This is a genomic window from Archangium sp., assembly GCF_057119385.1.
Genome location: NZ_DBNGVP010000070.1, coordinates 69,160 through 91,321, shown reverse-complemented (window position 1 = coordinate 91,321; position 22,162 = coordinate 69,160). Strand labels below are relative to the sequence as shown.

Sequence of the window (22,162 nt, the reverse complement as noted above, 5' to 3'; positions counted from 1 at the left end):
TGTCAGATACCCCGGACCCTGGGAGCGCCGAACTCACGGTACCCCGGAGGCCGGCCGTCGGCGGCGGTCGGCAGCGGGTTGATGCCCGGCTTCTCCCGGTCGGGAGGAGCCGACTTGTCCCAATCGAACCCGGCGAACGCGGCCACCTGCTTGCCCAGCTCGCGGAACACCTCGCGAGAGGACGTCCAGGCCGCGGTGCCACCCATCTCGCGGCTGAGCTCGGCCGCCAGGGCCCAGTGCCCCACGGCGTCACCCTTGGACGGGTAGGCCTTGCGGAAGCGCTGGATGAGGCCGTCCACCTGCACGAAGGAGCCATCGAACTCCACGTGCGCGGAGGCCGGCAGCAGCACGGTGGCCTGCGCGGTGAGCGGCGACTCGTTGGTGGCCTGCGCCACGAACACGTCCAGCTTCGCCGCCGCCTGCGCGAAGGTCTCCACGTTGCCCGGCACCTCGGTGCCCACGGCGTAGAGCGCCTTCACCTTGCCGCCGTCCAGGGCCTTCACCAGGTCCTCGAACGGCTTGAGCGCCAGCCCCAGGCCCTGGGCGATCAACTCCAGGCCCTTGCGGTTGGGGTTGCGGTCCGCCGTGAGGAGGTAGTGGTCCGCCTCGCCCTGCGGGCGGCCACCCACGTAGATCTCCTTCGCGCCCAGCGTCGCCTTGGCGAAGGTGAGCGTGGCGAGCAGATCCTCGTTGGAGGCCACGGGCGAGGCGAGCACGGCCACCTGGCCCTTCACGCCGGAGAGCGCCTTGGCGGCGGCCTGGATGGCCTCCTTGCGCGCCACTTCCGGACGGGCGGTGCCGGTGCCCTGCTGGCGGCCCACCACGGCGCTGAGCACGCGCCCGGTGTTGAGCCCCTTGTAGGTGGCGCGGCCGTGGTCGCACATCCAGCTCTTGTTGACGGCCTCGTTCTCGCGCGGGCGGTAGCGGTAGGTGTCCTGCGCCATGAAGTCCGCGTAGATGTTGCAGCCGCGCGAGCAGCCGGTGCACACGGACGGAGCGGCGGACAGGAACCAGGAGCGGGCGCGGAAGCGGAAGTCGCGGCTGAGTAGCGCGCCCACCGGGCAGATGTCCACGGTGTTGAGCGAGTAGTTGCTGTTGAGCTCGCTGCCCGGGAAGGTGTCGATGACCTCGTGGCTGCCACGGCCGAAGATGCCGAGCTGCGGCTCCTTCGGAATCTCGTTCATGAAGCGCACGCAGCGGCTGCAGATGATGCAGCGCTCCTGGTCCAGCACCACGCGGGGCCCCAGCACCTTGCGCTTGTTCTTCATGACCTTGCCGCCCTCGAGCCGGGAGGGGCGGTAGTCGTAGCGCATGTAGTAGTCCTGCAGCTTGCACTCACCGGCCTGGTCGCAGATGGAGCAGTCGACCGGGTGGTTGAGGAGCAGGAACTCCATGACGGCGCGCTGCTGCTCCTTCACCTTGGGCGTGGTGGTCTTGATGACCTGGCCCTCGACGAGCGGCGTCTGGCAGCCGGGCACCAGCTTGGGGGCGTTGGAGGCCTCCACCATGCACATGCGGCAGTTGGCCGCGATGGACAGGCGCGGGTGGTAGCAGAAGTAGGGGATGTCCGAGCCGACCATCCGGGCCGCCTCGATCATGTTCGTCCCCGGCTTCACGACGACTTCCTTGCCGTCGATGGTGCAGGTGACGAAGCCCGGGTTCTTGGGCGGGGGCGGCCCGGCCGGCTTGGCCGCGGGAGGAGGCGGCGGCGCGGTGGGGGCGCTGTGCGCGGCCGGAGGCGTGTCCAGCTTGGCGCCCGCGGGCGGGTTGGAGGGCTGGGAGCCGATCTTCGCCGCCGGCGTATCCGTGGGCGCACCCTTCGGGGGCGGCTGGGCGTCTCCGGTGGGCTTCTTGGTGTCGTTGTCGCTCACTGCTCGACCTCGCCGCCGATCATGTTGATCGTGTCAAAGGTGGGAATGAGGTCCGCCAGCAGCTTGCCCTTGATGATGTGGGGCACGGCGGACAGGATGGGGTAGCCCGGCGCGCGCACGTGGACCTTGTAGGGACGGCCGCTGCCGTCGCTCACCATGTACCAGCCCAGCTCGCCGTTGGCCGCCTCGGTGCAGTCGTAGACCTCACCGGCGGGCACCTGCACGCCCTCCATCACCAGCTTGAAGTGCGAGATGACGCCCTCGATGGTGCCGTACACCTCGGGCTTGGGCGGCAGCGCGATGCGCCAGTCGTCCAGGATGATGGGGCCGGCCGGAATCTGCTGGAGCGCCTGGCGGATGATGCGATCCGACTGCTTCATCTCCTCGATGCGCATCAGGTACCGGTCGTAGTTGTCGCCCTTCTCGCCGACCGGGACGTCGAACTCCATCCGGTCGTACACCCAGTAGGGCTTCACCTTGCGCACGTCGTAGTCCACGCCGCAGGCGCGCAGGCAGGGGCCCGTCCAGCCGTAGTCGATGGCGTCCGCGGCCGTGATGATGCCCGTGTCCTTGGTGCGGTCCACGAAGATGCGGTTGCGCGAGAGCAGCCCGTCGATCTCGTTGACGTGCTCCATGACCTTGTCGAGCGTCTTGATGACTTTCTCGCTCCAGCCCTCGGGCAGGTCGCGGTTCATGCCGCCGATGCGCCCGAAGTTGGTGGTCAGGCGCGCGCCCGTCAGCTCGGCCACGCGGTCCATGATGAGCTCGCGCGCTTCCACGGCGAAGAGGAACGGGGCGAAGCCGCCCAGCTCCATGCCCGTGGCGCCCACGCACGTCAGGTGATCATGGATGCGGTGCAGCTCCGAGCCGATGACGCGGATGTACTGGGCGCGCTCCGGGATCTCCAGGCCGATGAGCTTCTCCACGGCGTTGAGGAAGCCGAAGTTGTTCATCATCGCGGACACGTAGTTCAACCGGTCCGTGTACGGCAGGCACTGCGTCCAGGTGACGTTCTCGCAGCTCTTCTGGAAGCCGCGGTGCAGGAAGCCGATCTCACAGTCGATCTCGGCGATGTTCTCGCCCTCGAGCTCCACCTTCAGACGCACGGTGCCGTGCGTGGCGGGGTGGGAGGGGCCCATGTTCACGTACATCCGCTTGGTCTGGAGGTGGGCCTCCAGCTCCGCCTCGTGGGCGTAGGCGTCGGTGTCCGGGTTGGGCGCTTCGGGGGTGGGGGGTGACACGGGCTTGTGGGTGTCCGCCATGATGTCTGTCCTCGGGAGGCTGCCGGTGGGAGGCGCTCAGGAAACGCCGCTGGTGCCGGGGCCGCGGAAGATGTCCTTGATAGGGCGCTCGGGGATGAGCGGCTGACGGTCGCGCAGGGCGTAGTCCTTGCGGAGCGGGTGGCCCTGGAACTCCTCGTACAGCAACACGCGGCGCAGGTCCGGGTGTCCCGAGAAGCGGATGCCGTAGAAGTCCCAGACGAAGCGCTCCCACCAGTCGGCGCCGCGGAACACGGGCGTGATGGAGGGAATCTCCGGACGGGCCTCGCTCACGCGCACCTTGAAGCGCACGTGCTCGTGACGCGACAGCGAGTAGATGAAGTAGACGACCTCGAAGCGCGGATCATTCTCCGCCAGGTGCAGGCGGTCCACCGCGTCGATGGAGGTGAAGAGCTTGAAGTCCAGCTCGTTCTTGAGGAACGCGGCGACCTTGGGAAGGTGCTCCGCGTGGATGACGGCCCAGGCGCCGCCAGTGCGGTCGAGGTAGCGCTCCGCCACCGCCTCCGGAAACTGGGCGGTGACCCTGTCCAGTGCGAAAGTGCTCAAAGGGGGCCCCAATGCTGGCTATGGAATCCGGCGCGTTATAAGGATGCCCCCCGGCAGGCGTCAACGTAATCCCTCAGGCATCCTCACTACTTACGCGAGTCAGAAGCCGGCGTTCGCCGGAATGGGGCTTCCGGGCCGGCTCCTCGGTGCCCTCCCGGGCGGTAAGGGGCCCGGGAATGAAGGTGGCCACCGGCTCTCGCTTGCCCGCCACCGGGGTGGGGGGGACCTCCCGCCAGTGAAACCCGTCCCCCGCCCGCTCCCGGGTCTCCCGGGAGACGAGCACCGGGGTGCGGTGCTGCTTGGTGAGGTGTTCGATCCGGCTGGCCAGGTTCACCGTGTCGCCAATGGCGGTGTACTCCAGGCGGCGGGCGGTGGAGCCGATGTTGCCGAGCACCACCCGCCCGGTGTGCAGGCCCACCCCCATGCGCAGGGCGGGCTCACCCCGGGCGGTCCGCTCGGCGTTCAGCGCCTCCAGCTCGCGCACCATCTCCAGGGCGCACTCCACGGCGCGCCGGGGGTGCGCCGGGTCCGGCAGGGGGGCACCGAAGTATACCATGAGTGCGTCCCCGATGAACTTGTCGAGCGTGCCGCCATGGCGGAACACGACCTCCACCATGCGGCCGTAGTACTCGTTGAGGATGGCCACCACGGCCTCGGGGGACAGCCGCTCGCTGAGGGCGGTGAAGTCGCGCAGGTCCGAGAAGAGGATGGTCACCTCGCGCACCTCGGGGGTGGACACGGGCGAGGCCAGGTCCTGCAGGCGCTCGGCCACCGCGGGGGAGAAGTAGCGGCCGAGCTGGGCGCGCTTGAGCTCCTCGCTCGTCACCGCGGAGATGAGCACGCGGATGCGGTGGTAGAGGTAGCGCGCGGCGGCACCCGTCAGCACCAGCACCACCACCGCCACCACGCGCGCCCCCACGCCGATGGAGGCCTCGGCCTGCAGGGTCACCTCGGCCACGCAGGCCGCTCCCGTCACGGCGAAGAGCACCGGCCGGCGCAGCGACAGCGCCGACAGGACGATGATGCAGCAGTAGAGGCCCAGGGTGAAACCCGCCACGCCTCCAGGAGAAGGGGACACGGGCAGGGCGAGGTGCTGCAGCCAGTAGATGGCCGGCACGTCCACCACCGCGAGCGACAGGCCCGCCCAGCTCGCCCCGCGGGGCCAGCGCCACACGATGCCCACCGTCATCGCGGTGCACATCCAGTAGGCGCTGAAGGGAGCGAGGTACACCTCCCAGTCCGCCAGCCCCTGCACCCGGGCGAGGTACACCGTGATGGCCAGGATGGCGGACACGCCGAGGAAGCGCAGCAGCGCCAGACGCGCGGTGTTGAGCCGGCGCTCCTCCTCGAGGGCCCTCCCCACCGGTTCCCGCAGGAAGTCGATGAGGGGGGGTCGTGTCTGCCCGGCTTCGTCCACGCGACCTCGGCGGTAAGGGGGAATGGTGCATTCTCGCACGTCCCCCGGAGGTCCGCACGGTTCGCGAGCCCGCCTGCTCGTCCGAAAAGGCGAGGGCCCCGCCACCTCCGGAGAGGTTCGCGGGGCCCTGGAGCCGCTGCACCCGGTGGTGCGCGGGGCCTACTTGCTGAGGTTGTACTGCGCGGCCAGCAGGTCGTGCGGGGCCGAGCCCTTGTGACCCACCCGGTGCACCTGGTTGCCGATCTTGTCCTGCAGCAGCTTGAGGCCGTCGAGCACCTGCTCGGGGCGCGGCGGGCAGCCCGGGATGTAGACGTCCACCGGGATGATGCGGTCGATGCCCTGGAGCACGGCGTAGTTGTCGTAGAAGCCGCCCGACGAGGCGCACACGCCGAAGGCGACGACCCACTTGGGCTCGGCCATCTGCTCGTACACGCGCTTGAGGATGGGCGCCTGCTTCTGGTTGATGGTGCCGATCACCATCAGCATGTCCGCCTGACGGGGCGAGAACCGGGGGAACTCGGCGCCGAAGCGGGCGATGTCGTGACGGGCGGCGGCCACGGACATGAACTCCATGCCGCAGCACGCGGTGGCGAACGGGTAGGTGAAGAGCGAGTACTTGCGCGCCCAACCCAGGCCCTTGGACACCATCCGCTCGAAGAAGCCCATGGCCTCGTCGCGGCGGGTGGTCAGTACGGGTGCGATGTCAGAGTCAGCCATGATTCCTCAGTGCCCTCAGTGCTCCCACTCCAGGGCGCCCTTCTTCCAGATGTAGATAAGGCCCACCACGAGGGTCGCAGCGAAAACGAGCATCTCCACGTAGCCGAACCAGCCGAGCGCCTGGAAGTTCACCGCCCAGGGGTACAGGAACACGGCTTCGACGTCGAACACGATGAAGAGGAGGGCCACCACGTAGAACTTCACCGCGAAGCGCTGGCGCGCCGGGCCACTGCTCTCGGAGCCGGCCTCGAAGGCGGTGGACTTGATGGCGCTCGGACGCTTGGGGCCCAGGGCGGCGGCCAGCTGAACGATGATGAGCGACAGCACACCCGCGAGCAGCAGCACGATCGCCAGCGGCAGGTAGGGCGCCAGGGGGTTGGGGTCGAGCGTGGGGTTCATTCGGCGCGGACCCTAGGGACACCGGGCAGCCGTGTCAATGGAGAAACCCCGGAAGCCAAGCCCCGGACATGACAGAGGAAAGCCCCGGGACGGGCTCGGCCGCCCGCCCGCCACTCCCGGGGGCCCGGACAGGGGGTTTGACGCTCCGCGCACCGGGGGCCTAGGGTCACGGGCTGGCGCGTCTTCCGATCAGATAGGAGAGAGCCCGGGCATGTGGGGTCGTCTCAGTTTGCGCTGGCAGGTGGCATTCGCGGTGCTGGTTCCCAGTATCGCCGTGGCCCTGTTCAGCGGTTTCTACTTTCCGGAGCAGCAGCGGAAGTCGTCGCTGGAGCGGCTCGAGGATCGCACCCGGGTCGTGGGTCTGCTCGCCTCGCATGAGCTCTCGGCCGTGCTGGAGCAGGCGGGGGTGACGGCTCCGGATCGTTCGGAGTCCCAGCCCGTGGCCTCGAGAGACATCGGTCTGCGGGCCGTGCCGCAGCTCCTGAACGTCTTCGATCGGGTGGAGCAGGTGGGCGCGGTGGCCTTCCAGGCGGTGCTCTCGCCCGGGGACAAGGTGCTGTCCGAGCGCGGCTTGCCGAAGGGGCTCAAGGGCACGCCGAAGGAGGGCGAGGAGTGCTCGATGGAGCACCCGCAGGGCCTCCCGGTGCTCTTCTGCCGGTTGCCCGGGAGCCACACCTACGTGGTGGGCCTGGACGCCGACCAGATGAAGCCGGAGTCCATGCAGCAGGCCCTCTTCGTGTACCTGGGCGCCATGGTGGTGGGCCTGTTCATCACCTTCTTCATCGGACGGGCCATCGCCGAGCCGGTGACGCGCATGACGCAGGCGGCGCGCGAGGTGTCCCAGGGAGACCTGTCGCTCAGCGAGATGGACGTGGCCTCGGCGGGCGAGGTGCGCATGATGGCGCACTCCTTCAACGAGATGCTCGGCACGCTGCGCGGCACGGTGTCGGAACTGCTGGCGCGGTTGGAGCAGCTCTCCAGCGCCTCGCGCGGACTGACGGGCGCGTCGGCGGACCAGGAGCACGTCATCAGCCAGCAGGCGGCGTACGCGCAGCAGATCGCCGCGACGTTCGAGGAGCTGAGCCGCACGGCGGAACAGATCTCCAGCTCCACCGAGGTGGTGGAGTCCAGCGCGCGGCGCACGCACGAGGCGGTGGCCGAGGCGATGGCGGTGGTGGCGCAGGTGGTGGCGGGCATCAACGACATCCGCATGGAGTCCAAGGGCGTGGCGGATGCCATCGTGGGCCTCAACCAGGACCTGCAACAGGTGTCGAAGATCGCCCAGGTCATCAACCAGGTGGCGGAGCGCTCGGACCTGCTGGCGCTGAACGCGGCGCTGGAGGGCACCAAGGCGGGCGAGGTGGGCCGGGGCTTCTCGCTGGTGGCGGCGGAGATGCGCAAGCTGGCGGAGAACGTGTCCGCGTCGGCGCGCGACATCGCCCGCATCGTGGAGAAGGTGCAGGACTCGGGCAACGAGGCGGCCACCAAGGCGCGCGTGGGCATGGCCACGAGCGATCGCGGCGTGGAGGTGGCGGAGCAGGCCTCGGCGGTGTTCCAGCGGATTGTGGAGCTGGCGCGCGGCACGAGCGAGGCGGCGCGGCAGATCACCATCGCGACGCGGCAGCAGCGTCAGTCCAGCGAGCAGGCCGTGCAGGGCGCGCGCAACGTGGCCGAGCTGGTGAAGCAGGGCGTGGACGCCACGGGCCGCACCACGCGCATCGCGCAGGATCTGCAGAACGTGGCGGACAGCCTCACGGTGCTGACCAGCAAGTTCAAGGTCGCCCGCGACCGCTGAGCGCCCTGTGCCTCCTCGGACATTCCTCCGCTGACACTCCCTCTCCCACCGGGAGAGGGTCGGGGTGAGGGTATCCGCACCCCGGGTTGTGCCATGCGCCGGCGTCGTCCTGTGTCACTCAGGCCGCAGCGAGCTGGATGCGCGTCTTCTTCGGCGGCGCGCCGAAGGGGATGTAGGTCAGCTTGGGCGTCGCGGTTCCCGGAGCGAGCTGGGGCCTCTTCCCCCGGCGAGCCAGTTCACGCGCGAAGGCCGTGGCGAACTGCACCACCTCCATCCAGGCCAGGTGGTAGCCCAGGCAGAAGTGGGGGCCGCCTCCGAAGGCCGCGGTCTCGATGGCCGACGGCGGCAACCGCCTGCCCATCCAGCGCGAGGGATCGAAACGATCCGGCTCGGGGAAGAGCTTCGGGTCGTAGCCGTAGGCTCCCAGGGGGACGAGGAGCGTCGTGCCCTTGGGCACGCGCTTGCCGTGCAGCTCCAGATCCTCCTTGGCCTGGCGCCCCGTCGACGACACGGGCGGGTACATGCGCAGCACCTCGCGGAAGAGCGCCTCGGCGAAGGGGTGGCGCTTGAGATCCTCGGGCGAGCGGGGCAGGTCCGGTGCCGCCACCGCCTCCTCGCGCAGTTGGTCCCAGAGGTCCGGCCGCTGGGCGAGCACGATGCCCATCCAGGCCATCACCGACGCGGACGTCTCGTGCCCCGCCAGGGCCAGCAGGCGCAGGTTCTGGATGAGATCCTGCTCGCTGAGCTCGCGCCCTTCCTCATCGCGCGTCTTCAGCAGCGCCGAGAGCGTGCCCGGCATGTCCGGCTTGCCCCGCGCCATGGAGATCAGCCGCGAGAAGCTCGCATCCAGCCACAGCCGCCCTTGCCGGGCGCGCCTCGCGGGCGAGAAGGGGAAGTCCTGCTTGATGGGGAGGGCGCCCAGGATGAACTCGCGGTAGTTGCGATTCCAGGCCTCCATCTCGCTGCTGTCGATGCCCATGACGCGGAAGATGATGTCGAGCGCGAGGCCCTGCGTCTGGGCGAGCAGGGAGAAGGGCTCCTCGGGGAAGCGGGTCACATAGGACTCGATGACCTCGGCCGAAATCGCGGAGGCCCCGCTGGACGTCAGACCCCGGGGCGTGAAGGGCCCGCTCATGGCCGAGCGCAGGCTCCGGTGGGGCGTCCCATCCCGCGACAGGAGCGAGTCACCCACGAAATCCGGCGACCCCTCGCGGATGAACTCGCTGCTGGTCACCTTGTTCTTGAGCAGCTCGAAGCCGGGCTCGCCCATGCACACCAGCGTGTACATGCCCATGTTCTTCGTCCAGAACAGCGGGCCCACCTTCGCCTCCGCGTCCCGGAGGAAGGTGAGGGCGTTGCCCATGGTGTAGAGGGAGTGGCCCACCAGGGGCAGCGCGCCCGGGAGGACGGGGATTCCCTCTCGGAGCTCCGGCTGTTGGGTCGAGCGGGAGAACAGGTTCGTCAGAAGAGCTTGCATGTGCCTGTGCATACAAACGGCGCGGGCCCGGCACAACCCCATCACCCGGTGTATGAAATTGTCCGTACCCGCCACGCTATGCCCGCGCCGACGCGGCCCGGGCGCGCAGCTTCTCGAAATTCTCACGGGGCGTCGTCGAGTCACCGGGACGCCTGCCTGGCGTCACCTGCTCGCCGTGGAAGTCGCTGCCCCCGGTGGTCACCAGGTCGAACTCCTTCGCGAACTTCAAATACTTCTCCCGCACGCTCGGGTTGTGGTCCGTGTGCAGCGCCTCCAGGCCGTCCAGGCCCTCGCGCGCCAGTTGCAGGATGTCGTAGCGCTCCAGCTTCGAGCTGCCCGGATGCGCCAGCGTGGCCGTGCCTCCCGCGCGATGGATGAGCCGGATGGCGTCCCGGCCCTCCAGCTTGAACCGGTCCGTCCACGCCGGCTTGCCCGCGCCCAGGAACCGGTCGAACGCCTCCTTCACGTCCAGACACAAGCCCTTCTCCACCAGCAACCGCGCCAGGTGCGGCCTCCCCAGCTGCGCGCTCCCGGCAATCGCCCGCACCTCCTCCATCCGCACCGGGAAGCCCAGCTTGCGCATCTGCTCCACCATCCGCTCCATCCGCTGCTCGCGGTCCACCCGCAGCCGCTCCGCGAAGCGGGCCAGCTCCGGGAAGTCCGGCCGCACGAAGTGCCCCAAAATGTGCACCTCCTTCTTCAGCACGAACGCGGACACCTCGATGCCCGGCACCAGCTCCACCCCGTGTGCCCTCGCCGCCTCCGCCGCTTCCGCCAACCCCGCCACCGTGTCGTGGTCCGTCACCGCCAGCGCCGTCACCCCCGCGCTCGCCGCCAGGGACAGCAGCTCGGCGGGCGAGTGTTGGCCATCACTCGCCGTGGTGTGGGAATGCAAGTCGATCACCGCTCACTCCAGGGGACTCGGGTTGAAGGCTCCACCTACCATCCATAGGATGTGGGATAACCCTTGGATTCGCCAGCCTGTGAGTCCCCCCGGGAGGAGGAGCGTCATGGCCAAGGACGACACCATCGAGAACCGCGTGTACCTCTTCGAGTCGCTGGCGAGCAGCTACATCTCCGCCGCGTCCGAGCTGCTGTCCTCCGAGGACGAGGCCGTGCGCGCCCGGGCGAAGCGGGTCCTGGCGGAGCTGGCGTACGTGTCGTGTGTCGTCTCGGACACGGGGCACCTGACGGCCGAGCAGGTGCGCGAGCGCGTGCTGGGCACTCCCGAGGTGGAATTGACGCCGCCGGACGTGGATCCGGCCGACAAGGGCGGCAAGGGCAAGAAGCGCAAGTAAACCCGTGCTCCCCTCGGCGCGCGGGCGGTGGTAGATCGCGCGCCATGGCAAAGAACCCCTCGAACAACCGAAAGAACCTGCGCGCCCACTACTCGGGAGCGCGCAAGGCGGATCCGCGTCCCATCACCGGCAAGGAGTCGCCCACCGAGCTGCTCGAGCACGCCTTCTCGGCCTACGTGGGGCGCCAGGAGCGCACCGCGTTCGAGCTGATGCGCCGCTCCATGGAGGTGGATGCCTCCATCTTCCTCACGCTCTCGGGCGCCATGACGCCGGCCGGCCTGCACCAGAGCTGCATCATCCCCCTCATCGAGAAGGGCGTCATCTCCGCGCTCACCACCACCGGCGCCAACCTCTACCACGACGCCCACCGCATCATCGGCCACGCCATCCGCGAGGTGAACCCCAACGCGGGAGATCTCCAGTACCGCCTGGCCCGCATCATCCGCATCTACGATCTGGGCTTCTGGGAGGAGGCCCTGCTGGACACCGACCGGCTCTTCTCCGCCCTCCTGCGCCGCCCCGAGTTCCAGCGCAAGATGACCACGCCCGAGTTCCATTACCTGCTCGGCAAGAACATCCAGGCCATCGAGAAGAAGCTCGGCGTGAAGCAGCCCTCGCTGCTGTCCACCTGCTACAAGCACGGCGTGCCCATCTTCGTGGGCGCCGTGCAAGACGGCTCCATCTTCCTCAACGCCGTCAAGCTCAAGCGCCTCATGGGCGATGAGTTCAAGTTCGAGATCGACATCAACGACGACGTCTATTGGATGTCGGCGATCCAGCACTACTGCCGCCACCACTTCTCCAACAAGATGGCCATCTGGATCCTCGGCGGCGGCGTGCCCAAGAACTACACGCTCCAGGGCGAGCCGCTGCTGGATCAGATTCTCGGCGTGCCCACGGATGGCTTCGACATCGACGTGCAGTTCTGCGTGGACCCGGTGGACAACGGCGCGCTCTCGAGCTGCCCGGCCGGTGAGGGCCACACCTGGGGCAAGGTGTCCATGGAGGCCGTGGAGGCCGGCTCCATGTACGTGCACACCGACGTCACCGCCGTCTTCCCGTGGCTCACCCACGCGCTGCTCAGCGACACCAAGATGAAGCGCAAGCCGCGCCGGCTGATGGACGTGATGCAGGAGGCGGTGGCCTTCCTCGACAAGGACGTGCAGAAGCGCCGCAAGTCGCTGCTGAAGACGATCGACTGGAGCCCCGACGAGGCGAAGCCGGATCCGACGGAGCACGAGACCTACGTCCGCTGAGGCGGCGTCAGAACAGGAGCCACGACCATGAGCCAACCCACTCCCGCCACCGGCGTCGTGATGACCGTCGCGAGCGCGCCGGGCTTCCACTGCAAGCTGGAGCACGGCCCGTCCGGCACGAAGATCACCACCGAGGCCCCCAAGGACAATGGCGGCACCGGCATGTCCTTCTCGCCCACGGACCTCGTGGGCGCGGCGCTCGCCTCCTGCGCCCTCACCACCATGGCCCTGGCCGCCGCGCGCGAGGGGATTCCCTTCGGCGACGCGCGCGCCCGGGTGGAGAAGCGCATGACGCCTCCTCCGCGCCGCATCGGCGAGCTGGTGCTGGAGATCGACATGCCCGCGGGCCTCTCCGCCGCGCACCGCGCCCGGCTCGAGGAGGTGGCGCACGGCTGCCCCGTCACCCGCAGCCTGCACCCGGACGTGAAGATTCCCCTGACCTTCCGCTACCCCGACGAGGCCCGGTAGGCGGAAGAAGGCCCGCTCTCCCGTCCGCCCTCCAACCGCCCGGGCATGGTGCTCTGCGCCATCGCCCGGGCATGCCGACCCTCCGCTCGGTGGGGACGCACACGAGGAGGGTGGCGTGAACACGGCGCTGTTGAAGATCTACCTGAATGATCATCTGGCGGGCTCGACCCTGGGCCTGGAGCTGGCGCGCCGCGCGAAGGCGGAGAACGCGGACAACGCCGTGGGCGAGTACCTGGAGACCCTCCATCGCGAGCTGCTGGAGGATCGCTCGATCCTGCTGAGCGTGATGTCGGCCCTGGGGTTCAAGCACGATGTGCTGAAGCAGGGCGCGGCCTGGGTGGGCGAGAAGCTGGGACGCCTGAAGCTCAACGGCCAGCTGACGGGCTACTCGCCCTTGAGCCGCGTGGTGGAGATGGAAGGGCTGTGCCTGGGCACCGAGGGGCGGCTGTCGATGTGGCGGACGCTGCGGCGGCTGTCGCGCAAGGACGAGCGCCTGGGCCGCTTCGACTTCTCCGCGCTCATCACCCGGGCCGAGCACCAGCGGCGCATCCTGGAGCGGCTGCGCCAGCAGTGCTCGGACGAGGCGTTCCTCGAGCCGGGAGAGGGCTCGGTGCTGCGTCTCACGCCCTCACCCTCCGAGAGAGAGGCGCACTGATCCGTGCCCGCTCCCTCGCCCGCTCGTGGGCCCTCCCGATGGTGGTGGGGTTTCCACGAGAGGGAGCGACATGACGGAACTGGAGCCGCTGCTTCAACGCATCGAGCAGCTCACGCCGCACTTGGGCCGGGCCCAGGAGGACCTGGTGGCCCTGGCCACCCGGGCCCGCAACCGGGACTACAAAGCTTCGCGGGCGTCCTGCCGGCCTCGGCCTCCGGGGCGGCGAGCTCCTCGAAGACGGCGCGGAGCTCCCGCGCCAGCTCCTGCTCGAGCGCGAGGAACTTCTCCGGCGTGTCCTGCGCCCCGACGGAACGGATGATGCGGCCCGTCCCGGTCTCGACGACGCGGGCGTCCACGCGCAGGGTGTTCATCACGTCGAATTACCCGCCCATGACGAGGTAGCGCGCCCCGAGCAGCTTGCCCACCTTGTTGGCCGTGGTCTGATCGAACCTGCTGGATGAGCATCTGCGCCAGCCCCTTCTTGAGGAACTGCATCCCGGCATCGGCGCCCTCGTCGTCGAAGTAGAGCACCGCCACCGTGGGCTTGTCGGAGTCGGCGGCCAGGACGGGCAGGGCGAACAGCCCGAGCAGCAGGCCGAGGAGACGCGGGAACAGGAAACGGGTTGCCTTCATGAGACAGGATTCTGGTACCGGACCGCTCATGGCTGGATTGCTTCAATTTTCTTCCATGACAGTTTTCGTGACCGTCCCGGCACTGGCGAGACACCTCTCCTCCGTCCGCTCCAGACCTTATCTAGGACCGCCAGCGCAGAAAGCCGAGAAATTCACGTCAAAACTCGAGTTGGATGATTTATCATGCGCGCCCCCTCGTTGGGCCGGAGGGGGGGAAGCCGGAAGTTGAAGGGGAGGGGTATATCCATCATGAGAAGCCATCGAATTCCGGGACGCTTCCCGGATGCCTGGATATGGCTATGGCTGGGGTTGTGTCTGGCGGTGGGGTGCGGCCTTCCAGAGGAGGAGGGCGCGCAGCTCGCCGAGCCCTCGACGATCGCGGTCGCGCTGAGCACACCGGCACTCGGACAGGATCAGGTCGCCGCGGGCGCCAATCACACGCTGATGTTGCGCTCCACCGGCACCGTCTGGGCCTGGGGTGACAACCTCTTCGGGCAGCTGGGCGATGGCACGGATGCCACCCGGCTCGTTCCGGTGCGGGTCCAGGGACTCGACAACGTGGTGGCCATTGCCGCCGGCGCTCAGCACTCACTCGCCCTGCGCTCCGACGGCACCGTGTGGGCCTGGGGTGACAACTTCTTCGGCCAGTTGGGCGACGGCTCGGACGCCCAGAGCCCGGTGCCCGTGCAGGTGCTGGGATTGAGCGGCGTGGTGGCCATCGCCGCCGGAGACAATCACTCGCTGGCGCTGCTGACAGACGGCACCGTGCGCGCCTGGGGTTTCAACAACTACGGACAGCTCGGCGATGGCTCCACCTTCGCGAGCCCCTTCCCCCTGTTGGTGCAGAACCTGGGTGGCGCGGTGGCCATCGCCGCCGGCAGCGGGCACTCGCTGGCCGTGCTCTCCGATGGCAGGGCCAAGGCCTGGGGTGACAACTATTACGGCCAGCTGGGTGATGGCTCCGGCTTCGGGCAACTGACGCCCGTGGTGGTGTCGGGCCTCACCGGGGTGAAGGCCATCGCCGCGGGCACCTTCCACTCGCTGGCGCTGCTCACCGACGGCACCCTGCGTGCCTGGGGCGAGAATGGCTCCGGCCAGCTGGGAATCGGCTCCACCACCCGGCGTCCGGTGCCCGTGGCGGTGCCGGGCCTCACCGGAGTGAGCGCCATCGCGGCCGGGAGCGCCCACTCGCTGGCGCTGCTCACCGACGGCACGGTGCGCGCCTGGGGCTACAACGACTTCGGCCAGGTGGGCAATGGCTCCCTCACCTCGCAGCTCGCGCCCGTGCCGGTCTCGGGTCCGGGGTATGTGAAAGGCATCGCGGGCGGTGCGACGCACTCGCTGGCCCTGCGCGCGGATGGCATCGCGTGGGCCTGGGGTGACAACGCCCATGGCCAGCTCGGCAATGGGCAGATCAACCAACAGCCGAGGCCCGCGCGGGTGCTCATCCCGAGAGCGACGACCCTTGATGGGGGCGGTGGCCACTCCCTCATCGTTCGTGCGGACGGGACGGTGTGGGCCTGGGGTTCCAATAACAATGGCCAGTTGGGGGATGGGACGGGGCTGCCTCGAATGCTGCCCACCCGCGTTACAACCCTGACGGGCGTGGTGGCCGTGTCGGCTGGGAGCTGGCACTACCCCTTCTCCCTGGCGGTGCGCACGGATGGTACGGCGTGGGCCTGGGGTGACAACACCTACGGCCAGCTGGGAGATGGGACCACCACCCGCCGCCTGGCTCCCGTTCGTGTGTCGGGACTGACCGGCGTGGAGGCCCTGGCCGGCGGCTCCTATCACTCGCTCGCGCTGCGCACGGACGGCTCGGTGTGGGCCTGGGGTGACAACGGCAATGGCCAGCTGGGGGATGGGACCACCGTCGCGCGCCGCACGCCCGTCCAGGTCCAGGGGCTGGCCTCCATCGTGGCCATCGCGACCGGAGGCTCCTTCTCGCTGGCGCTGCACCAGGACGGAACCGTGTGGGCCTGGGGCGTCAACTCCGACGGCCAGCTGGGAGATGGGACGACCACCTCGCGTCCCACCGCGGCGCGCGTTCCCGGGTTGGGCAACATCGTGGCCGTGGCGGCGGGGCTCAGCCACTCGCTGGCCCTGGCAGCTGATGGGACGGTGTGGGCCTGGGGCTCCAACGCCTTCGGCCAGCTGGGAGATGGGACGTACACCTCGCGGCCGACGCCGTTCCAGGTGCCCGGCCTGAGCGACATGATGGACCTCTCCGCGGGCACCTCCCACTCGCTGGCGGTTCGCGCGGACGGCACGCTCTGGGCCTGGGGCTACAACGATCATGGCCGGCTCGGCGATGGGACGACCACCGCGCGCAGGTCCCCCGTCCAGGTGCCGGGGCTTTCCGATGTGTTGCTCGTCGCGGCCGGAGACACCCACTCGCTGGTGCTGCACGCGGATGGGTCCTACTCGTCGTGGGGAGACAACAACCTCGGCCAGCTGGGCGATGGCACGGCCGGTCTGCATCCGCTGCCCGTGCAGGTGCCGGGCCTGAGTGGAATGCGAGGCGTGTCGGCCGGCCCCTGGCACTCGCTGGCGGTGCGCTCGGATGGAACGGTGTGGAGTTGGGGGTGGAACTCGCTCGGCCAGCTGGGCGATGGGACCACCACTCAACGCCTGACACCCGTCCAGACGCGCAACCTGTCCTCCGTGATGGCCGCGTCCGCGGGGGACTATTTCGGGTTGGCGGTGCGCTCGGACGGGACGGTGTGGGCCTGGGGTGACAACTATTCCGGCCAGCTGGGGGATGGGACGAGGACCGGGCGCTTGTCGCCGGTGCAGGTGTCGGGACTGGGTGGCGCCGTCGCCGTCTCCGCCGCGAGCAACTACAGCCTGGCCTTGCGCTCGGATGGAACGGTGTGGGCCTGGGGTGACAACACCCATGGCCAGCTGGGCGATGGGACCACCATCCAGCGCTCGCTGCCGGTCCAGGTGGCGGGCTTGAGCGGCATCGTGGCCATCGCGGCCGCCAGAGCCCATGCCCTGGCGGTGGGCTCGGACGGGACGGTGTGGGCCTGGGGAAGCAATTCCCTGGCACAGCTGGGCGATGGGACGACCACACAGCGTCTGCTGCCCGTGCAGGTGCCGGGCCTGAGTGGCGTGGCGTCCGTTACGGGGGGCTACAGCCATTCGCTAGCGGTGCACGCGGATGGGACGGTGTCGGCCTGGGGGTACGGTTACTACGGGCTGGGTGACGGCTCGACCTATCGCCAGCTGCCGGTCCGCATTCCTGGATTGAGTGGTGTGCGCAGCGCGGATGCGGATTGGCAATCCCTGACCGTGCGCACGGATGGGACGCTGTGGAGCTGGGGGGACAACGGTTATTGCGAGCTCGGGGATGGCACCACCTCCCCGCGGGCGACTCCCCTCCAGATGGCCGCCCTGAGTGGCGTGACGGCCACCGCGGCGGCGGAGAGGCACTCCCTGGCGCTGCGAGCGGATGGAACGGTGTGGGCCTGGGGTGACAGCAATTACGGCCAGGTCGGGGACGGTGTGCCGTCCGTGCGCCTGGTGCCAGCACGCGTGTCCGGACTCTGAGCGGCACGGGTGGCTGTCCCATCCGTGCCTCCTCGGGCGGGTGCGCAGTGGGTCCGCAGCAAGAAGGGTTGCATGACGCTTTCACACCGCTGAACGACAGGGGAGCAGCCAGATGAGAGGCAATCGGATTTCCGGGAGTGGCCCGGGCGCATGGATGGGTGTGTTGCTCGGGCTATGTCTGGCCGTGGGATGTGGTTCACCTCCCGAGGAGGGAGGTTCGCAGGCCACCGAGCCCGCGGTGCTGGAGATCTCGCTGACCACTCCATCCACGCCGCCGCTCGGCCAGGAGCAGGTCACGGCGGGCAACTCCCACTCGCTGCTGTTGCGCCCCGATGGCTCCATCTGGGCCTGGGGTGACAACACCTTCGGCCAGCTCGGTGACGGCACGGACATGCAACAGTCCCTCTGGGTGCCGGTGCAGGGCATCGACAGCGTGGTGGCGCTCGCGGCCGGCTACCAGCACTCGCTGGCCCTGCGCGCCGATGGCACCGTCTGGGCCTGGGGTGACAACACCTTCGGCCAGCTCGGTGACGGCTCGGACGCGCAGAGCATGCTGCCCGTGCAGGTGCTCGGCCTCGACAGCGTGGTGGCCATCGCGGCGGGTGACTACCACTCCATGGCCCTGCGCTCCGACGGCACCGTGTGGACCTGGGGCTACAACAACTACGGCCAGCTCGGCGATGGCTCCACCTTCTCGAGCCCCTTCCCCATGCGGGTGCAGGACCTGAACGGTGCCGCGGTGGCCATCGCCGCGGGCAACGCCCACTCGCTGGCGCTGCTCACCGATGGCAAGGTCAAGGCCTGGGGTGACAACTACTACGGCCAGCTCGGCGATGGCTCCGTCACCGGGCACCTGACGCCCGTGCAGGTGGCGAGCCTCACCGGCGTGAAGGCCATCGCCGCGGGCACCTACCACTGCCTGGCCCTGCTGGTGGATGGCTCGGTGCGCTCCTGGGGCGAGAACGGCTCCGGTCAGCTCGGCGTCGGCTCCACCATCCGCCGTCCGGTGCCGGCGTTGGTGACGGGGCTCACCGGAGTGCAGGCCATCTCCGCGGGTTACCAGCACTCGCTGGCGTTGCTCTCCGACGGCACGCTGCGCGCCTGGGGCAACAACGACTTCGGCCAGGTGGGCAATGGCTCGCTCACCCATCAGCTCTCCCCGGTGACGGTGGCGGGCCTGGGCTACGTGAAGAGCCTCGCCGCGGGAGGCGCCCACTCCATGGCCCTGCGCGTGGACAGGCTCGTGTGGACGTGGGGCGACAACTCGCGCAACCAGCTCGGAGATGGGCAGGCCAGCCAGCAGCTGAGGCCGGCGCGCATCCTGGGCCAGCGTGTCCGGCTGCCCGTGGCGGGAGGCGGCCGTCACTCGCAGGCGCTGCGGGCCAACGGAACGGTGTGGTCCTGGGGCGCCAACGCCGTGGGCCAGCTCGGAGATGGGACGGCCCTGCCGAGGACCGTGCCGGTCCAGGTGCCCGGCCAGACGGGAGTGCAGCTGCTGGCCGCGGCCACGAGCCACTCGCTGGCGGTGCGCGCGGACGGGACGGTGTGGTCCTGGGGTGACAACGTCAACGGCCAGCTCGGCGACGGGAGCACCACCCAGCGCCGGCAGCCCGTGCCGGTGCCGGGCCTGGGCGAGGTGATGGACCTCGCCGCCGGGCACAACCACTCGCTGGCGGTGCGCGGGGACGGGACGGTGTGGTCCTGGGGCTTCAACGGCGCGGGCCGGCTCGGGGATGGGACGACGCTCCAGCGGGTGGCGCCGGTGCAGGTGCAGGGGCTGGACACCATCGTGGCCGTCGCGGCCGGGTACGATCATTCGCTGGCGGTGCGCTCGGACGGCACGGTGTGGGCGTGGGGCGACAACTCCGACGGCGAGCTGGGCGATGGGACGATCACCCGGCGCCTGACGCCCGTGCGGGTGCAGGGCCTGAGCAACATCATGGCCGTGGCGGCGGGCAACGGACACTCGCTGGCGCTGGGCGCGGATGGAACGGTGTGGGGCTGGGGCTACAACCTGCTCGGCCAGCTGGGGGATGGGACGACGGACCAGAGCCTGACGCCCGTCCAGGTGCGGAGCGCGGGAGTGATGGTGGCGATCGCCGCGGGCGACTACCACTCGCTGGCGGTGCGCTCGGACGGGACGCTGTGGTCCTGGGGCAGCAATGATCAGGGCCAGCTCGGCGATGGGAGCACCCTCGAGCGGGCGTTGCCCTTCCAGGTGCCGGGCCTGTCCAACGTGGTGGCCGTGGCGGCTGGAGATGGCCACTCGCTGGTGTTGCACGCGGATGGCACCTCCTCGTCGTGGGGAGGCAACGAGTACGGCCAGCTGGGCAATGGGACGGCCACCCTGCATCCGGTGCCCGTGCAGGTGCCGGGCCTGAGCGGGATGAAGGGCGTGGCGGCCGGCGGGCTCCACTCGCTGGCGGTGCGCTCGGACGGCACGGTGTGGGCCTGGGGCAACAACGGCTCCGGCGAGCTCGGGGATGGCACGGGGCTCCAGCGCGCGCTGCCGGTGCAGGTGCCGGGCCTGGGCTCCGTGGCGTCCGCCGCCGCGGGAGTCAACCACAGCCTGGCGGTGCAGTCGGATGGCTCCTTGTGGGCCTGGGGCAGCAACTCCCAGGGCCAGCTGGGCGATGGGAGCTCGAGCTCGCGCTTCGCTCCCGTCCGCGTGCAGGGCGCGAGCGGGATCGTCGCCGTCTCCGCGGGCAGTGCCCACAGCCTGGCGCTGCGCTCGGATGGAACGGTGTGGGCCTGGGGCGGAAACACCTACGGCCAGCTCGGGGATGGCACCGTCACGCGCAGGCTGACGCCGGTGCAGGTGCCGGGCTTGAGTGGCGTGGTGGCCATCGCCACGGGGCTCCACCACTCGCTGGCCGTGCGCGGGGATGGAACGGTGTGGGCCTGGGGCTACAACTTCTACGGCCAGCTCGGGGAGGGGACGAAGACGCAGCGCCTGACGCCGGTGCAGGTGCCGGGCCTCACGGGCATGGTGTCCGTCGCCGCGGGCACCTACCACTCCCTGGCCATCCACGCGGATGGGTCGGTGTGGTCCTGGGGCTACAACAACTACGGCCAGCTCGGGGATGGGACGCTCACCCAGCGCCTGCTGCCGGTGACGGTGCCGGGCCTGAGCGGCGTCATCTCCGCCGACGCGAACTGGAGCTCCCTGGTGGTGCGCATGGACGGGACGGTGGCGGCGTGGGGGAGCAACAACACCAGCCAGCTGGGGGAGGGGAGCACCACGGATCAGCGCTCCCCCGTCGCCTCGTCCGTGCCCACCAGCATGCGGTCCGTCTCGTCCGGCTCCAACCACTCCCTGGCGCTCCGGTCGGATGGAACGGTGTGGGCGTGGGGCTTCGGCAACTACGGCCAGATCGGTGATGGCGTGCCGTCCATGCAGCTGGCGCCGGCACGCGTGTCCGGCTTCTGAGGAACGGTCCCTCCCGCTCCACTCCCGCCATTGCCGGGGAGGCGCGGGAGGGGCCGCGGTGCCTTACGGCTGGCCGAGCAGCGCGCGGCAGCCCGCGTCATCCATGTTCCACGTCACGCTGCCCTGCTCGAAGCCGCCCAGCAGGCACGAGACGTTGAGCGTGGTGGAGGCGCTCACGTTGGAGGGGCCCGGGTTGTAGGTGATGTAGATGAGCTCGTTCTTGTTCAGCGCGAGCTTGTCGTAGTTGGCGCGCAGCGTGAAGGACGCCGTGCGCTGGTCGCTGATCTGTCCGTTCACCGGCGGGGTGTACTTGCGCACCTCGTTGAACAGCTCGTCCTGGAGCCGCCGCTGCACGGAGGTCACCACGTTGACGAAGTTGGCGTCACTCGGCGCGGTGGGACCCCAGGCGCCGCTGGTCTGCTGGTATTCGATGCGAATGCCGCACGTGTTCTCCGCGCCGCACTGCGAGAGTTGCTCGAAGAAGCCGCGCACCTCGCTGTCCACGCACGAGTTGGAGTGATAGGCGGCGTAGGTGCTCGCCTGCTCGAAGAGCACCTGCCAGTTCACGTTGAAGCGGGCCTGGCGGGTGAGGCTGCTCGTCTTGATCTCCCAGTCGATCTTCGCCGTCAGGATGTGGTCCCACTGGCCGCCGGTGGCCATGAGGAAGCGGATCGTGTCCACCCAGCCGGGCAGGGTGGTGGCCTGGAAGGAGAGGTCCTGGGCCACGACGCTTCCACTGGAGGCGCTGGTGCTGGTGAACCGGTACATCACGTTGGTGTCCAGGTCGTACGGCTGGGTGGGATCCTGGCGGGTGAAGCACCGGGGGACGGGCACCCGGCGGATGGCGCCGGTGGAGGTGACCACCTCGATGAACTCCTGCGCGCACGCCACGTCGATGCGGCCGTTGGTCACCTCGTAACCGGCGACGAGGAAGCGCGTCTTCGCCTTCGAGGCCGGCGCCGGGGTGATGTAGAAGCCCCGCGCGCTGGCCTCGCTCTGCAACTGCTGCAGCGAGCCCAGATAGCTGGTGGTGGAGAGCGTGCCATTCATGTTGGTCAGCTCCTCACCCGCGAAGAAGCCGGAGAGCGGCGTATAGGCGTTGATCTGGAAGCGCGGAGCCGGCGCGGTGCTCAGCGGGTACTGGACGGCCACGCCACCGCGGCGCGGGATGTAATAGACGAGCAGCGGGTCATCCGTATCCGCCAGCAGCGTGAAGGAGTCCTGCACGGTGGTGGAGAAGTACTGCGCCACGTTGCGGGCGCTGGGGGACATGGGCGCGGCGGCGGCTTGTCCTGACAATGTAACGGAGGCCACGGCCGCGATAGCGGAAAGCAGTGTCTTCTTCATGGGTTTCCCTTTCTCAAACAG

The 22,162-nt window shown here is 69.3% G+C and carries 17 protein-coding genes; 7 read left to right on the top strand and 10 right to left on the bottom strand.

Annotated elements, in window-relative coordinates:
* Positions 1 to 2 precede the first annotated feature (2 nt).
* The 6 genes from AC16DP_RS16585 to AC16DP_RS16560 all read right to left on the bottom strand — a co-directional run bounded on the left by AC16DP_RS16585 (position 3) and on the right by AC16DP_RS16560 (position 6,230).
* Entirely contained in the window at positions 3 to 1,871 is a 1,869-nt protein-coding gene (locus tag AC16DP_RS16585) for an NADH-quinone oxidoreductase subunit G (RefSeq protein WP_329727137.1), read from the bottom strand.
* Positions 1,868 to 3,133 carry an NADH dehydrogenase (quinone) subunit D gene (gene nuoD / locus AC16DP_RS16580; RefSeq protein ID WP_329727138.1) on the bottom strand — a complete coding sequence of 422 codons (1,266 nt, stop codon included), beginning with the start codon at positions 3,131 to 3,133 and terminating at the stop codon, positions 1,868 to 1,870. Before nuoD ends, AC16DP_RS16585 begins: the two co-directional genes overlap by 4 nt.
* Positions 3,134 to 3,169: 36 nt before the next feature.
* Positions 3,170 to 3,682 (bottom strand): NADH-quinone oxidoreductase subunit C, encoded by a 513-nt coding sequence (locus tag AC16DP_RS16575; protein WP_329727203.1) that lies wholly within the window; start codon positions 3,680 to 3,682, stop codon positions 3,170 to 3,172.
* An 88-nt stretch (positions 3,683 to 3,770) separates the two neighbouring features.
* On the bottom strand, positions 3,771 to 5,114 hold the full coding sequence (locus AC16DP_RS16570) for an adenylate/guanylate cyclase domain-containing protein (RefSeq protein ID WP_329727139.1): 1,344 nt from the start codon (positions 5,112 to 5,114) through the stop codon (positions 3,771 to 3,773).
* Positions 5,115 to 5,273: 159 nt separating this feature from the next.
* Positions 5,274 to 5,831, bottom strand: coding sequence for an NADH-quinone oxidoreductase subunit B (locus AC16DP_RS16565; protein ID WP_329727140.1), 558 nt, complete (start codon positions 5,829 to 5,831; stop codon positions 5,274 to 5,276).
* 15 nt (positions 5,832 to 5,846) lie between these two features.
* Positions 5,847 to 6,230 carry an NADH-quinone oxidoreductase subunit A gene (locus tag AC16DP_RS16560; protein ID WP_329727141.1) on the bottom strand — a complete coding sequence of 128 codons (384 nt, stop codon included), beginning with the start codon at positions 6,228 to 6,230 and terminating at the stop codon, positions 5,847 to 5,849.
* A gap of 253 nt (positions 6,231 to 6,483) precedes the next feature.
* Here AC16DP_RS16560 and AC16DP_RS16555 point away from each other — a divergent pair, with 253 nt between their 5' ends.
* Positions 6,484 to 8,025 carry a methyl-accepting chemotaxis protein gene (locus AC16DP_RS16555; protein ID WP_414640683.1) on the top strand — a complete coding sequence of 514 codons (1,542 nt, stop codon included), beginning with the start codon at positions 6,484 to 6,486 and terminating at the stop codon, positions 8,023 to 8,025.
* A 118-nt stretch (positions 8,026 to 8,143) separates the two neighbouring features.
* Here AC16DP_RS16555 and AC16DP_RS16550 read toward each other — a convergent pair whose 3' ends face one another.
* Positions 8,144 to 9,502: a cytochrome P450 gene (locus AC16DP_RS16550; protein WP_329727143.1), complete on the bottom strand. Its 1,359-nt coding sequence runs from the start codon at positions 9,500 to 9,502 to the stop codon at positions 8,144 to 8,146.
* Positions 9,503 to 9,578: 76 nt separating this feature from the next.
* Positions 9,579 to 10,406, bottom strand: coding sequence for a PHP domain-containing protein (locus AC16DP_RS16545; RefSeq protein ID WP_329727144.1), 828 nt, complete (start codon positions 10,404 to 10,406; stop codon positions 9,579 to 9,581).
* 106 nt (positions 10,407 to 10,512) lie between these two features.
* On the opposite strand from AC16DP_RS16545, the gene AC16DP_RS16540 reads away from it, so the two are divergent.
* From AC16DP_RS16540 to AC16DP_RS16525, 4 genes are all read left to right on the top strand, one after another.
* A complete protein-coding gene (locus AC16DP_RS16540) occupies positions 10,513 to 10,800 on the top strand; it encodes a hypothetical protein (protein ID WP_329727145.1) in 288 nt (95 codons plus the stop codon).
* Between the two features lie 44 nt (positions 10,801 to 10,844).
* Positions 10,845 to 12,056, top strand: coding sequence for a deoxyhypusine synthase family protein (locus AC16DP_RS16535; protein WP_329727146.1), 1,212 nt, complete (start codon positions 10,845 to 10,847; stop codon positions 12,054 to 12,056).
* A 27-nt stretch (positions 12,057 to 12,083) separates the two neighbouring features.
* Complete coding sequence (locus AC16DP_RS16530) at positions 12,084 to 12,524, top strand: OsmC family protein (protein ID WP_329727147.1); 441 nt, start codon at positions 12,084 to 12,086, stop codon at positions 12,522 to 12,524.
* A 115-nt stretch (positions 12,525 to 12,639) separates the two neighbouring features.
* Complete coding sequence (locus tag AC16DP_RS16525) at positions 12,640 to 13,179, top strand: hypothetical protein (RefSeq protein WP_329727148.1); 540 nt, start codon at positions 12,640 to 12,642, stop codon at positions 13,177 to 13,179.
* Positions 13,180 to 13,289: 110 nt separating this feature from the next.
* On the opposite strand, the gene AC16DP_RS16520 is transcribed toward AC16DP_RS16525, so the two are convergent.
* A complete protein-coding gene (locus tag AC16DP_RS16520) occupies positions 13,290 to 13,553 on the bottom strand; it encodes a hypothetical protein (RefSeq protein ID WP_329727149.1) in 264 nt (87 codons plus the stop codon).
* A 508-nt stretch (positions 13,554 to 14,061) separates the two neighbouring features.
* Between AC16DP_RS16520 and AC16DP_RS16515 the strand changes: the two genes are divergently transcribed.
* Positions 14,062 to 17,364, top strand: a complete 3,303-nt coding sequence (locus AC16DP_RS16515; protein ID WP_329727150.1) for an RCC1 domain-containing protein — start codon at positions 14,062 to 14,064, stop codon at positions 17,362 to 17,364.
* Positions 17,365 to 17,527: 163 nt separating this feature from the next.
* Positions 17,528 to 20,794, top strand: a complete 3,267-nt coding sequence (locus AC16DP_RS16510; RefSeq protein ID WP_483956800.1) for an RCC1 domain-containing protein — start codon at positions 17,528 to 17,530, stop codon at positions 20,792 to 20,794.
* A 63-nt stretch (positions 20,795 to 20,857) separates the two neighbouring features.
* On the opposite strand, the gene AC16DP_RS16505 is transcribed toward AC16DP_RS16510, so the two are convergent.
* Positions 20,858 to 22,066 (bottom strand): hypothetical protein, encoded by a 1,209-nt coding sequence (locus tag AC16DP_RS16505; protein WP_329727151.1) that lies wholly within the window; start codon positions 22,064 to 22,066, stop codon positions 20,858 to 20,860.
* Positions 22,067 to 22,162: the final 96 nt, after the last annotated feature.